Raw genomic sequence first — 13,688 nt, 5'->3', positions numbered from 1 at the left:
AAAAACCGGTGCCTTACCGCTTGGCGATACCCCATCAACATACTGCGCCGACGATGAAGAGAAATGGTGCGGGAGGCGAGACTTGAACTCGCACACCTTGCGGCGCCAGAACCTAAATCTGGTGCGTCTACCAATTTCGCCACTCCCGCAAATGCAAAAAAGAGATGGTGGCTACGACGGGATTCGAACCTGTGACCCCATCATTATGAGTGATGTGCTCTAACCAGCTGAGCTACGTAGCCCTCTTTTTTTGCTTTGCCTTCATCGGCGTTGCGGGGCGCATTATGCGTATATGACCGATTTGCGTCAACAAGTTTTTTCCCGAAAAAGCGCCCGGAAGCGCCGTTTGTCTGGGTTGTGAACATTATGGCGATAAAATCGGCAATTCAGGCAGTTGGCGGAGGAAAAAGGCAACAAAAAGGCGGGCCAAAAGGCCCGCCCCAAGGGAAAACGCCGCGCGATTATTTATAGGCGGCCTGATGCACGCCGACGGCGCGGCCGGAAGGATCGTCCATCTTCTTGAACGATTCGTCCCATTCGATGGCCTTGGCGGACGAGCAGGCGACGGACGGGCCGCCCGGCACGCATTCGGCGGCGCTCGGCAGCGGGAACAGCTCCTCGAAGATTTCGCGGTACAGGTAGCCTTCTTTAGAGGTCGGCGTGTTGTACGGGAAGCGGAAACGCGCAGTTTCGAGCTGTTGATCGCTGATTTGCTGCGCAGCGACCTCTTTTAGCGTGTCGATCCAACTGTAGCCAACGCCGTCGGAGAACTGCTCTTTCTGGCGCCAGGCCACGCTGGCCGGCAAATAGGACTCGAAACATTCGCGAACGATGTGTTTTTCCATTTTGCCGTTGCCGCACATTTTATCTTTCGGATTGATGCGCATCGCCACGTCGAGGAATTTCTTGTCCAGGAACGGCACGCGGGCTTCGACGCCCCAGGCGGACATCGCCTTGTTGGCGCGCGCGCAGTCGAACATGTGCAGCGCCAGCAGTTTACGCACGGTCTCTTCGTGGAATTCGCGGGCGTCCGGCGCCTTATGGAAGTACAGGTAGCCGCCGAACACTTCGTCCGCGCCTTCGCCGGAAAGCACCATCTTGATGCCCATCGCCTTGATTTTGCGCGACATCAGGTACATCGGCGTCGAGGCGCGAATGGTGGTGACGTCGTAGGTTTCGATGTGATAAATCACGTCGCGGATGGCGTCCAGGCCTTCCTGCACGGTGAAGTGGATTTCATGGTGCACGGTGCCCAGATGGTTGGCCACCTCTTGCGCGGCGCGCAGATCCGGCGAGCCTTCCAGGCCGACGGCGAAGGAGTGCAGCTGCGGCCACCAGGCCTCGCTGCGTTCCTGATCTTCCACGCGGCGCGCGGCGTATTTCTTGGTGATCGCCGAGATGACCGAGGAATCCAGCCCGCCCGACAGCAGCACGCCGTAGGGCACGTCGGACATCAGGTGGCTTTTAACCGACTCTTCCAGCGCGGTGCGCAGGGCGGCGGCGTCGGTCACGTTGTCCTTGACGCTGTCGTAATCGAACCAGTCGCGGCGATAATATTCACGGATCTCACCGTCCTGGCTCCACAGATAGCTGCCGGCCGGGAATTCCTTGATGGTGCGGCACACCGGCACCAGCGCTTTCATTTCCGAGGCGACGTACAGGTTGCCGTGCTCGTCGTGGCCCATGTACAGCGGAATGATGCCCAGGTGATCGCGGCCGATCAGGTAGGCGTCTTTTTCGGTGTCATACAGGGCGAAGGCGAACATGCCTTGCAGATCGTCGAGGAAGTCCGGGCCTTTCTCCTGGTACAGCGCCAGGATCACTTCACAGTCGGAACCGGTCTGGAACGCATAGCGGTCGCTCAGCTGTTGGCGCAGCGTCTGATGGTTGTAAATTTCGCCGTTGACCGCCAGAACGTGGGTGTGCGCAGCGTTGTACAGCGGTTGAGCGCCGTTGTTGACGTCGACGATCGACAGGCGTTCGTGAGCCAGAATGGCTTTGTCGCTGGCGTAAACGCCGGACCAATCCGGGCCGCGGTGGCGCATCAGACGTGACAGCTCCAGCGCTTTCTTACGCAGTTCAACGGGATCGGACTTCAGATCGAGCACACCGAAAATAGAACACATACAACTCTCCTAACGGGCTTTTATGACTGTGATGTTGTTTTTTACTGTTATGGGCAGCATTGCCGATTTATCAGCGATAACCCGGTTTTGCTGCGCTGTGGTTATGAAAATGCGCCAAAAGCTGCGGGAGATGCAAGCGTTTTAGCCATGCGTTGAGAAATAGTTGTTTGCTTAGGTGCGGTTTTTAACGGATGTTCAGTTATCGGCGTGAAAAATTATCGATTATGCAATTTTTAGCGTGATGGCGGGATTGCCGGCCAGTTTGACCGGCAATCGATTAGCGATTAGGCGATGAGCTGCCACAGGGTGAAGGCGGCGTCCGGCGTCCAGCCGGCGTTGGAGGTGTGCGCCTGGATACAGGTGTATTTCTTGCCTTTATAGCTCACCACGTCGCCAGCCTTGTAGCTGTGGTTGTTCTGCCACTCGGGCGCACCCGGATCGGGCGGCGTGCCGTCGTTGGCGGTTTTGACCGCCAGCGCGCTGCTCGGCAGCGAGGTATTGCCCTGGCTGTCGGTTGCGGTAACGAAGTAGCTGTACTGGGTGACCGGGGTCAGGCCGCTGTCGGTCAGCGACAGGTCGGCGGTCTGGCCGATCGGGTTGCCGTTGCGGTAGACGGTGTAGCTGGCGATCGGTAACGCGCCGGTGGCGGCGGCCCAGCTCAGTTTCAGCGAGGTGGCGCCCAGCTCGGCGACCGTCAGCGCCGTCGGCGCATTAGGCTTTCCCGGCGGCGGGGTGACGCCGCCCTGAATCAGCGGCGCATAGCGGGTTTTGAATTCCCAGTTGTAGGCCACGCCGGCTTTGCTCTTGCCGTTGTCCCAGTTGATCGACCAGGTCATCAGGCCCTTGATCGACAGGTTTTTGGCGTCAAGACGCGCGAAGGCGTTATACACCGCCTGTTTGTCGATCACGTAGCCGGTGGCGGCGGCATCGTTGTTGCTCGGCAGGCCGATAACGAATTTCGCCGCCGGGATTTTCGCATAGCCGCGGGTGCCGGTGACCAGGCTTTCCGTCAGATAGTAGAGGAAGTCCTCTTTCATGGCGTCGTTATTCTGCGTGATCCAGGCGTTGAGCTCATCCACCCAAATACCGTCGCCGCCCTGGTTGTAATATTGCGGCGCAATAAAGTCGTAATAGCCTTCAAGGGCGTTGATATAATCCAGATAGGTGCCGTTGGTGCGCAAATACGGGAATTCCGGCGCCATGCTGATAATAAAGTTTTTCCCCTGCGCGGCGTAATGGTCTTTTACTTTTTTCAATGCCGCAGGCAAGACGGTTTTATTATTGGCGGCGCCGATCGCCGCCTGTTCCAGATCGATATCCAGGCCGTCGAAGCCATAGACTTCCACCAGGCGAATAATCTCGTCTTTCAGTTTGTCTTCGTCGCCGGTCTTCAGCTCGATATGCGCGTCTGCGCCGCCGAGGGAGATCAGCACCGCGCGGCCCTGGCTGTTCAGCACGCCCACCTGGCGGCGAAACTCGGCGTCGGACAGGTTGTAAGGTTTGAAGGTCGGGATGCCCTGGCCTTTCATAAAGGCGACGGCCACTACGTTGTACTCGGCGGGGATGTCGGTCAGATTCATATTGGCGAACTGGCCTTGTTGATAACCGTCACTGGCGCCGGCGGCCCAGTTGTGCCAGAAACCCATCAGGATCTTTTTATTGGCGATAGACGGCATAATGGCCGCGTCATCGGCGGCGACGGCATTAATAATGTTATTTGTGCTCATGGTGGCCTCATTCATTAGGGGGGAGAGTTTTTCGCTCGCCGGCAATATCAGCTATTGGCGGGGCGTAAACTTATAATGAGGATTTTTAGCGCAGGCAGGCTGAAACCTTTTGCGGCCATGAACGAATTAAATTCAAACTGCGGCCAGGAAGAGGGAAATAATGGCGGCCGGGCAGCCGCCATCGATGGATCAGAAGATGGTGATATCGGCGACGGAAGGGTAGACGTAGCTCGGGCGGAACGGCATGGTTTCGATGTCGCTCAGCGTGGAGACGCCGGACAGCACCAGCACGGTTTCCAGGCCGGCCTGGAAGCCCGCCAGAATGTCGGTGCGCAGGTTATCGCCGACGATCACCGTCTCTTCCGAGTGCGCCTGCATTTTGTTCAGTGCGGCGCGAATGATCCACGGGCTGGGCTTGCCGACATAAAACGGCTTGCGGCCGGTGATCTTCTCGATGGGCGCGCACAGGGCGCCGCAGGCCGGCGAGAAGCCGTGGCCGTGGCTATCCGGATTGGTCGCGATAAAGCGCGCGCCGTTGCTCACGAAGTAGGCGGCTTTGTGCATCATGTCCCAGTTGTAAGAGCGGGTTTCACCGACGATCACAAAATCCGGGTTGATGTCGGTGATGGTGAAACCGGCTTTGTACAGCTCATGGATCAGCGCGCCTTCGCCGACCACATAGGCTTTTTTGCCTTCCTGACGGCGCAGGAAGTCGGCGGTGGCCATCGCCGAGGTATAGAACGCGCTCTCCGGCACTTCCAGCCCGGCGGCGGCGAAGCGGTTCGCCAGATCCTGTGCGGTCTGTGACGGGTAGTTGGTCAGCACCACCAGCGGCATGCCTTGTTCCTGGATGCGCGCCAGGAACAGATCGGCGCCGGGCACCGGCGTATTGTCATGCAGCAGCACGCCGTCGATATCGCATATAACGTTTTTGATTTTCATTTGTCGCTGTTTCTCATGATTACGGCAGGCAAGAAGTGACGATAACACACCTGCCAGAAGCGGCGGATCAGCTTTCCAGCAATCGCTGCAAGAGCACGCCGTTGAGCATCGCGCGTTTGGCCAGGGCGAAAGCGCCGATAGCCGAGCGATGATTGAGTTCGGAGGTCACCACCGGCAGATTTTTGCGGAAGTCCTTCAGCACCTGGGTATTGATGCAGCTTTGGATCGCCGGCAGCAGCACCTTGTCCGCTTCGGTGATCTCACCGGCGATCACCACTTTCTGCGGATTGAACAGGTTGATGGCGATGGCCACCGCCTTGCCCAGATAGCGGCCGACGTGTTCGATCACTTCGCTGGCCAGCAGATCGCCGCGGTTGGCGGCCTTGCAGATGGCGTTGATGCCGCAGTCTTCCAGCGTCAGTTTGCTTGGATAGCCCTGGCTCAGCAGTTGGCGCACGCGCTGTTCGATCGCGGCGTTGGCGGCCACCGTTTCCAGGCAGCCGAAGTTGCCGCAGTGGCAGCGTTCGCCGAGCGGATCGATCTGGATATGGCCGATCTCGCCGACGTTGCCGTTGTTGCCGAGAAAAATCTGCCCGTTGACGATGATGCCGGCGCCGGTGCCGCGGTGCAGGCGCACCAGAATCGAGTCTTCGCAGTCGCGGGTGGCGCCGAAGTAGTGCTCCGCCAGCGCCAGGCTGCGGATATCGTGGCCGACGAAGCTGGTGACGTTAAAGCGCTGCTGCAGGTTGTCCACCAGCGCCCAGTTGCTGACGCTGATGTGCGGCATGTAGCGCACCACGCCCAGCGCCGGATCCACCAGGCCGGGCAGGATCACCGCGATGGCGATCAGCTCGCGCAGGCGGCGCTGGTTCGCTTCGATGAATTGGGCGATGGCGGCGAACAGCGCATTCTCCAGCGTTTCCTGGGTGCGTTCCGGCAGCGGATAGTGTTCTTCACTGAGCGATTTACCGCTCATGTCATACAGCGTGATGGTGGCGTCGTGGCGGCCGAGGCGCACCGCGACGGTATGGAAATGACGGGTTTCCGACACGATGGAGATCGCGCGGCGGCCGCCGGTGGAGGCTTGCTGATCGACTTCTTTGATCAACCCGCGCTCCAGCAGCTGGCGAGTAATCTTAGTGACGCTGGCGGGGGCGAGCTGGCTGAGTTCGGCGATTTGAATGCGCGAGATCGGGCCCTGTTGGTCGATCAGGCGATAAACTGCCGCGCCGTTAAGTTGTTTGACTAAGTCAACGTTCCCTATTTGTGCTTGTCCGCCAGTGCTCATCAATAATGTTACTCGCTGTTCATTGAATTAAACCTCGTTACCGTTAACGAGCGTTTTGGTGATCTTGAAATCACGGGTGAAGGCGGTCAGGTTAGCCACCTTGCCGGCTTCGAGGGTACCCAGACGGTGATCGACGCCGATGGCGCGCGCCGGGTACAGCGTCGCCATGCGCAGCGCTTCGTCCAGCGCGATGCCGATATGCTCGACGCTGTTTTGCACCGCTTCGATCATGGTCAGCGCGGAACCGCTCAGGGTGCCGTTCTCATCCACGCACAGCCCATCCCGATAGTATATTGTTTTACCGGCGAAAATAAATTGGTCAATATCTGCACCCGCCGGTGCGGTCGCGTCGGTGACCAAGACCAATTTATCACCTTTCAGGCGTTTGGCGTTACGGATACTCGCCCAGGCTACGTGATGGCCGTCGGCGATGATGCCGGTATAGACCTCCGGCGTATCGAAGATAGCCCCCATCAGCCCCGGTTCGCGGCCGGTGATATACGGCATGGCGTTGTACAGGTGGGTGGCGAAGCTGATGCCGGCGGCGAAGCCGGTGCGCGCCTGATCGTAGGTGGCGTTCGAGTGGCCGGCGGAGACCACGATGCCGGCCTCGGTCAGCTGCTTGATAAAGTGCGGCTCAACCATTTCCGGCGCCAGCGTCACCTTGGTGATCACGTCGGCGTTGGCGCACAGGTAATCGATCATGTCCTGGGTCGGCTTGCGAATGAACGCCGGGTTGTGGGTGCCTTTTTTCACCGGGCTGAGGTACGGCCCTTCCAGGTGCAGGCCCAACGCCTGGTTTTGGTGCTTTTTCAGATAAGCGCGCATCACGTTGACGCTGTGCTTCATGAATTCGTCGCTGCTGGTGATCAGCGTCGGCAGATAGCTGGTGCAGCCGGATTTCTCGTTGGCGCGCTGCATGATCTCCAGCGTTTCTTCCGAGATGGCTTCCAGCGAATCGTTGAACTGGACGCCGCCGCAGCCGTTCAGCTGCACGTCGATAAGCCCGGGGGCCAGGATGGCGCCACCCAGGTCGCGCGTTTCGATGCCGGCGGGCAATTCAGCCGCCGGGCAGACTTTCTCAATCAGCCCATCAGCGATAATGACTGCATGGTCATCAAGTACGTCGTGGCCGGTATAGATTCGGCCGTGGGTTAAAGCGAACATCGTAGCCCCCTGCAAAGATTAAAGACTTTTCACGCTTTCCGCTTCTAACTCGCGGAAATATTTGACGGTTTTGACTTTCAGTTCCATGGTGGCCGGTTCGTCGCACACCACCACCGCTTTGGCGTGCAGCTGCAGGCAGCTGATGGTCCACATGTGGTTGATGTTGCCTTCCACAGCGGCTTCCAGCGCCTGCGCCTTGGCGTGGCCGGTCACCAGGATCATCACCTCTTCCGCGTCCAGCAGCGTACCCACGCCGACGGTCAGCGCATATTTCGGCACCAGGCTGACGTCGCCGCCGAAGAAGCGCGAGTTGGCGATGCGGGTGTCTTCGGTCAGCGTTTTGATGCGGGTGCGCGAAGCCAGGGACGAAGCCGGCTCGTTGAACGCGATATGGCCGTCGATACCCACGCCGCCCATGAACAGGTTAATTTTGCCGTAAGACTTGATCTTCTCTTCGTACTGGCGGCACTCGGCGTCGACATCCGCGGCGTTGCCGTTCAGCAGATTGATATTTTCACGAGGAATATCAACGTGATCAAAGAAGTTGCGGTACATGAAGGTGTGGTAGCTTTCCGGGTGTTCCTGCGGCAGGCCAACGTACTCGTCCATGTTGAAAGTCACAACATGCTTAAAGCTTACTTCACCTGCTTTGTGCATCGCAATCAGATGTTTGTAGGCTTCCAGCGGCGTGCCGCCGGTAGGCAGGCCGAGTACAAACGGGCGCTCTGCGGTTGGCTTGAATGCGTTGATGCGTTGAACGATATGACGCGCGGCCCATTTGCCGACTTGTGCGGTATCTTTCAGTGGGATAAGTCTCATCTAACACCTCTTGGGATAAGTAAACTAAAGCTATACTGTACGGGCCTGCGGGAGTCCTAAGCGTAACCCAGCTTTATGATTCTCGCGTGAATCGTCCGTTCGGTTGATTTTTTGAATGATAAAATAAGTTTTGTGTGATGGCCAGCAATCTGGGAGGTGAAGACTACTTTTTGGTGATATTTATCACAAAAAGGGAGGTTTTAATTTGCGATACAAAATAATTTTTTTACACTCGGCATGAGTGATACGTGCCAAGCGCTGTTTCTAAAAAGGTAGTGAGAGCTCCAAATAAACTACTAATAGGGTCCGTCCGCGGACAACATAGGGGGAAAAGGTGAACATTCTTAGTTATTTGCAAAAGGTGGGACGGGCGCTGATGGTGCCGGTCGCCACGCTGCCCGCCGCCGCCATCTTGATGGGCGTCGGGTACTGGATTGACCCTGTTGGTTGGGGCGGCGACAACGCTTTCGCTGCCTTATTGATTAAGTCTGGCTCTGCGATTATCGATCATATGGCGGTGTTGTTCGCCGTTGGTGTCGCCTACGGCATGTCCAAAGATAAGGACGGATCTGCCGCACTGACCGGCTTCGTCGGTTTCCTGGTGCTGACTACCCTCTGTTCACCGGCCGCCGTGTCGATGATTCAGAAGATCCCGCTCGATCAGGTGCCTGCCGCGTTCGGCAAGATTGAGAACCAGTTCGTTGGTATTCTGGTGGGTATCATCTCAGCCGAAGTGTACAACCGCTTCAGCGGCGTCGAGCTGCCTAAGGCGCTGTCGTTCTTCAGCGGCCGCCGTTTAGTGCCGATCCTCATTTCCTTCCTGATGATCCTGGTCGCTTACATCCTGATGTTCGTCTGGCCGGTCGTGTTCGGCGCTCTGGTGAGCTTCGGCGAACACATCCAAAAATTGGGCTCCGTCGGCGCGGGCATCTACGCCTTCTTCAACCGCCTGCTGATCCCGGTCGGCTTGCACCACGCGCTGAACTCGGTGTTCTGGTTCGACGTGGCCGGCATCAACGATATCCCTAACTTCCTCGGCGGCCAGCAGTCGATTGACGCGGGTAAAGCGGTTGTTGGCATCACCGGCCGTTATCAGGCGGGCTTCTTCCCGATCATGATGTTCGGTCTGCCGGGCGCGGCGCTGGCCATCTATCACTGCGCGCGTCCTGAGAATAAGGCGAAGGTGCTGGGGATCATGATGGCAGGGGCATTCGCTGCCTTCTTTACCGGCATCACCGAACCGCTGGAGTTCTCCTTCATGTTCGTGGCGCCGGTGCTGTACGTGATCCACGCCGTACTGACCGGTATCTCGGTGTTCATCGCCGCTAACATGCATTGGATTTCAGGCTTCGGTTTCAGCGCCGGCCTGGTGGATATGATGCTGTGGGTGCGTAACCCGCTGGCGACCCACTGGTACATGCTGATCCCGCAGGGTCTGGTGTTCTTCGTTATCTACTATGTGGTGTTCCGCTTCACCATCAACAAGTTCAACCTGATGACCCCGGGCCGCGAGCTGGCGGTTGCCGGTGACGAAACCGACGGTTATGACGTCAACGTCAACAGCAGCGCCGGTAAAGACGAGAATGAAACCACCACGCTGGCCCGTCGCTACGTCGGCGCGATCGGCGGCTCCGACAACCTGACCGGCATCGACGCCTGCATCACCCGACTGCGTTTGAACGTGAAGGACTCTGCGCTGGTGAACGACGCATTGGCGAAGCGCCTCGGCGCGTCGGGCGTTATCCGTCTGAACAAGCAGAGCGTGCAAGTGATCGTCGGCACCCGTGCCGAGCTGATTGCCAGCGCAATGCGCAACGTAATTGCGGCCGGCCCGGTGGCGGCTGCGGCGGCTCCGGCGGCGGCTCCTGCTGCGGAAGCCAAACCGCAGGCGGTGCCGAACGCACCGAAAGCCGCGTTTGAAACGCTGGTAGCGCCGGTAACCGGTGAAGTGGTGGCGCTCGATCAGGTGCCGGACGAAGCCTTCGCCAGCAAGGCGGTAGGCGACGGCCTGGCGATTCGCCCGACCGACAACATCGTCGTGTCGCCGGCTGACGGCACCGTGGTGAAAATCTTCAATACCAACCACGCCTTCTGCCTGGAAACCGACAAGGGCGCCGAGATCGTAGTGCACATGGGGATCGACACCGTCGCGCTGGAAGGCCAGGGCTTCAAACGCCTGGTGGAAGAGGGCGCGGAAGTGAAAGCCGGTCAACCGATTCTGGAACTGGATTTGGATTACCTGAACGCCAATGCGCGTTCGATGATCAGCCCGGTGGTGGTCAGCAATTCTGACGACTATGCCGGCCTGGCGGCGCTGGCCAGCGGCTCAGTGGTCGCCGGTCAGACCAAGCTGTACGAGATCCAAAAGTAAGGCCGTTTTTACCTGAGTAGTACCCGGGGCCGGTCACGCATCATGGCGGAGTTTGCCCCGACTTGGCGGGAAGAGAGCGATCTCTTCCCGCTTTTTTTATCCCGTTTCGCGCCACGGCGGCGCGCTGCGCGCCGAGGGTGCAATATGCCGCATTTTTCGTGAAACAAACGGTTGTTTCCAGACGTGGCTTGTTGGATCATAGGCGGTTATGTGTAGCGCTTTGCATTGAGGAACAGTGAAATGAGTGAGGCTGAAGCCCGCCCAACCAATTTTATCCGTCAGATCGTCGATGAAGATCTGGCGTCGGGGAAACACACGTCGGTACATACCCGTTTCCCGCCGGAGCCTAACGGCTATCTGCATATCGGCCACGCCAAGTCCATCTGCCTGAACTTCGGCATCGCCAAGGACTATCAGGGCCAGTGCAACCTGCGTTTCGATGACACCAACCCGGTGAAAGAAGACATCGAGTTCGTGGAGTCAATCAAGCACGACGTGGAGTGGCTGGGCTTTGAGTGGAGCGGCAACGTTCATTACTCCTCAGACTATTTCGATCAGCTGCACCAGTATGCGGTTGAGCTGATCACCAAGGGGCTGGCCTACGTCGATGAGCTGTCGCCGGAGCAGATCCGTGAATATCGCGGCACCCTGACCGCGCCGGGCAAAGACAGCCCGTACCGCGACCGCAGCGTGGAAGAGAACCTGGCGCTGTTCGAGAAGATGCGCAACGGCGAGTTCGCCGAAGGTGCCGCCTGCCTGCGCGCCAAGATCGATATGGCTTCGCCGTTTATCGTGATGCGCGATCCGGTGCTGTACCGCATCAAGTTCGCCGAACACCACCAGACCGGCAACAAATGGTGCATTTACCCGATGTACGATTTCACCCACTGCATTTCCGATGCGCTGGAAGGGATCACCCATTCGCTGTGTACTCTGGAATTCCAGGATAACCGCCGTCTGTATGACTGGGTGCTGGATAACATCACCATTCCTTGCCACCCGCGGCAGTACGAGTTTTCGCGTCTCAACCTCGAATACGCCATCATGTCGAAGCGCAAGCTGCACCAACTGGTGGCCGAGAAGATCGTCGAAGGTTGGGATGACCCGCGCATGCCGACCGTCTCCGGCCTGCGCCGCCGCGGTTATACCGCCGCCTCGATTCGCGAGTTTTGCCTGCGTATCGGCGTGACCAAGCAAGACAACAACGTCGAGATGGTGGCGCTGGAATCCTGCATTCGCGACGATCTTAACGAGAACGCCCCGCGCGCCATGGCGGTGCTGGATCCGGTGAAGGTCGTCATCGAGAACATGGGCGATGCGGTGGAAATGGTCACCATGCCTAACCACCCGAACAAGCCGGAAATGGGCAGCCGCGATGTGCCGTTCAGCCGCGAGATCTATATCGATCGCGCCGACTTCCGCGAAGAAGCCAACAAGCAGTACAAGCGTCTGGTGCTGGGCAAGGAAGTGCGTCTGCGCAATGCGTACGTGATCAAGGCCGAGCGCGTCGAGAAGGACGAAGCGGGCGAGATCACCACCATTTTCTGCAGCTACGATGCGGAAACGCTGAGCAAAGATCCTGCCGACGGCCGCAAGGTGAAGGGCGTGATCCACTGGGTGTCCGCGGCGCACGCGCTGCCGGCGGAAATTCGCCTGTACGATCGCCTGTTCAGCGTGCCTAACCCGGGCGCGGCGGAGGATTTCCTCTCCACCATCAACCCGGAATCGCTGGTCATCAAGCACGGCTTCGTCGAGCCGAGTCTGGCGGCCGCACAGCCGGAGAAGGCCTACCAGTTCGAGCGTGAAGGCTACTTCTGCGCCGACAACCGTTATTCGTCGGCCGAACATCTGGTGTTTAACCGCACCGTCGGCCTGCGTGACACCTGGGCGAAAATCGAAGGCTAATCTTATTCGCCTCGAAAATTAATGAATCAGCGCGGCTTTAAGCCGCGCTTTTTTTATGCCTGCGCTCGGCTCGCGATCTATTCCTCTCTCATTTTTTCCGGGATGCGTTTAATTAATGGCGACGCATTAACCCATTAGTTTTCTTATATTGGCTTTATTAGTCTTCATTTTTTCTTATATATTCGTGATGCGAATTAATTTCATTTAGAGAGCGCTCTCAATTTTTATCGTCTGACTAACGAATTTAGTCAGGCTGAAACCATTAATCGTCTCTGGTTGACCTCTTATCTTAATTTATTCTGATTTAATTGAATTTTTTATTCGACACCCTCCATGAACACCGACGTAACAAAATCTCACTGATATGTGCTGCTTGTCATACTTTGACAAATCTCCCGCATTTTTCATTTGATAATTCGCGTCGCGAAAAATAGTCTGTCTGTAGCAATTAGTGCTGTGGGAATAACATCTCGTCGGCAATATTTTTTACCCGTTCGGGTTTTTTATTGGCAGTCGTGCAGGGCAGTGGTGAACACAGGCGGCTGCAACTTTTAAGTTAAGTCAAAGAGGAATTTCACTATGGGTACGCACGGTGCTCAGCGTAAAACGCTGGCGCTCGCAGTCGCGGGCGCGCTGTTGGGAACAGGGTTTGCCATGGCGCCTGAGGCGAAAGCCGCAGGGTTTATCGATGATTCCACGCTGACCGGCGGCATCTATTACTGGCAACGTGAGCGCGACCGTAAAGATCTCAATCCGGACAGCAAGGATTACAACCAATACACCACCAACCTGTCGCACTCCACCGCCAACCTGAGCCTGGATTTCGCGTCGGGCTACGCCTGGGACATGTTCGGTCTGGATGTCGGCGCCTTTACCGCCATCGAACTGGCTGAATCCAGCGCCAGCGGTCACCCGAACGAAATTGCGTTCTCCTCGAAGAACCGTACCTACGACGAAGACTACTCCGGTGACAAAGGCGGTATCAGCCTGTACAAAGCCGCCGCCAAATTCAAATACGGCCCGGTCTGGGCGCGCGCCGGCTATATTCAGCCGAGCGGCCAAACCCTGCTGGCGCCGCACTGGAGCTTTATGCCGGGCACCTATCAGGGCGCCGAGGCCGGCGCCAAGTTCGACTACGGCGATGCCGGCGCGTTGAGCTTCTCCTACATGTGGGCCGACAAATACAAGGCGCCGTGGCATATCGAGGTGGACGACTTCCGCCAGAATGATAAGAAAACCCGCGTCTCCTATCTGCACTCGCTGGGCGCCAAGTACGATTTCAAAAACGATCTGGTGCTGGAAGCCGCTTTCGGCCAAGCCCAGGGTTACGTGAATCAGTACTT

Annotated in this window: 8 protein-coding genes, 2 tRNA genes and 1 pseudogene; 3 read left to right on the top strand and 8 right to left on the bottom strand. The window is 57.8% G+C overall.

Annotated features, from left to right (window positions below):
• Positions 1-64 precede the first annotated feature (64 nt).
• The 8 genes from ADK28_RS09055 to nagB form a co-directional block, all read right to left on the bottom strand.
• Positions 65-149, bottom strand: a tRNA-Leu gene (locus ADK28_RS09055).
• Positions 150-165: 16 nt separating this feature from the next.
• Positions 166-242: transfer RNA gene (locus ADK28_RS09050), tRNA-Met, on the bottom strand.
• 219 nt (positions 243-461) lie between these two features.
• Entirely contained in the window at positions 462-2,126 is a 1,665-nt protein-coding gene (gene asnB, locus ADK28_RS09045; protein ID WP_048795479.1) for an asparagine synthase B, read from the bottom strand.
• 284 nt (positions 2,127-2,410) lie between these two features.
• Positions 2,411-3,853, bottom strand: coding sequence for a carbohydrate-binding protein (locus ADK28_RS09040; RefSeq protein WP_048795478.1), 1,443 nt, complete (start codon positions 3,851-3,853; stop codon positions 2,411-2,413).
• A 189-nt stretch (positions 3,854-4,042) separates the two neighbouring features.
• Positions 4,043-4,795, bottom strand: coding sequence for an HAD-IIA family hydrolase (locus tag ADK28_RS09035; RefSeq protein WP_004939957.1), 753 nt, complete (start codon positions 4,793-4,795; stop codon positions 4,043-4,045).
• A gap of 67 nt (positions 4,796-4,862) precedes the next feature.
• The gene (gene nagC, locus ADK28_RS09030; protein ID WP_004939956.1) at positions 4,863-6,083 is read right to left on the bottom strand and encodes a DNA-binding transcriptional regulator NagC; all 1,221 of its coding nucleotides are present in this window, start codon (positions 6,081-6,083) and stop codon (positions 4,863-4,865) included.
• Between the two features lie 27 nt (positions 6,084-6,110).
• A complete protein-coding gene (gene nagA, locus ADK28_RS09025; RefSeq protein WP_048795477.1) occupies positions 6,111-7,250 on the bottom strand; it encodes an N-acetylglucosamine-6-phosphate deacetylase in 1,140 nt (379 codons plus the stop codon).
• A gap of 18 nt (positions 7,251-7,268) precedes the next feature.
• The gene (gene nagB / locus ADK28_RS09020; protein ID WP_004939952.1) at positions 7,269-8,069 is read right to left on the bottom strand and encodes a glucosamine-6-phosphate deaminase; all 801 of its coding nucleotides are present in this window, start codon (positions 8,067-8,069) and stop codon (positions 7,269-7,271) included.
• A gap of 334 nt (positions 8,070-8,403) precedes the next feature.
• Between nagB and nagE the strand changes: the two genes are divergently transcribed.
• The 3 genes and pseudogenes from nagE to ADK28_RS09005 all read left to right on the top strand — a co-directional run.
• Positions 8,404-10,440 (top strand): N-acetylglucosamine-specific PTS transporter subunit IIBC, encoded by a 2,037-nt coding sequence (gene nagE / locus ADK28_RS09015; RefSeq protein WP_028127712.1) that lies wholly within the window; start codon positions 8,404-8,406, stop codon positions 10,438-10,440.
• 240 nt (positions 10,441-10,680) lie between these two features.
• Entirely contained in the window at positions 10,681-12,345 is a 1,665-nt protein-coding gene (gene glnS, locus ADK28_RS09010) for a glutamine--tRNA ligase (protein ID WP_033641083.1), read from the top strand.
• Positions 12,346-12,924: 579 nt separating this feature from the next.
• Positions 12,925-13,688: pseudogene (locus tag ADK28_RS09005) on the top strand (ChiP family protein); the annotation flags it as partial.

This window comes from Serratia sp. 506_PEND, assembly GCF_001076875.1.
GTDB classification, from domain to species: Bacteria; Pseudomonadota; Gammaproteobacteria; order Enterobacterales; family Enterobacteriaceae; genus Serratia; species Serratia marcescens.
This window is presented reverse-complemented; position numbering and strand designations above follow the sequence as displayed.

Coding starts and splice junctions, on each gene's coding strand:
- asnB (WP_048795479.1), bottom strand. CDS start 2,126: ATGTGTTCTATTTTCGGTGTGCTCGATCTGAAGTCCGATCCCGTTGAA.
- ADK28_RS09040 (WP_048795478.1), bottom strand. CDS start 3,853: ATGAGCACAAATAACATTATTAATGCCGTCGCCGCCGATGACGCGGCC.
- ADK28_RS09035 (WP_004939957.1), bottom strand. CDS start 4,795: ATGAAAATCAAAAACGTTATATGCGATATCGACGGCGTGCTGCTGCAT.
- nagC (WP_004939956.1), bottom strand. CDS start 6,083: ATGAGCACTGGCGGACAAGCACAAATAGGGAACGTTGACTTAGTCAAA.
- nagA (WP_048795477.1), bottom strand. CDS start 7,250: ATGTTCGCTTTAACCCACGGCCGAATCTATACCGGCCACGACGTACTT.
- nagB (WP_004939952.1), bottom strand. CDS start 8,069: ATGAGACTTATCCCACTGAAAGATACCGCACAAGTCGGCAAATGGGCC.
- glnS (WP_033641083.1), top strand. CDS start 10,681: ATGAGTGAGGCTGAAGCCCGCCCAACCAATTTTATCCGTCAGATCGTC.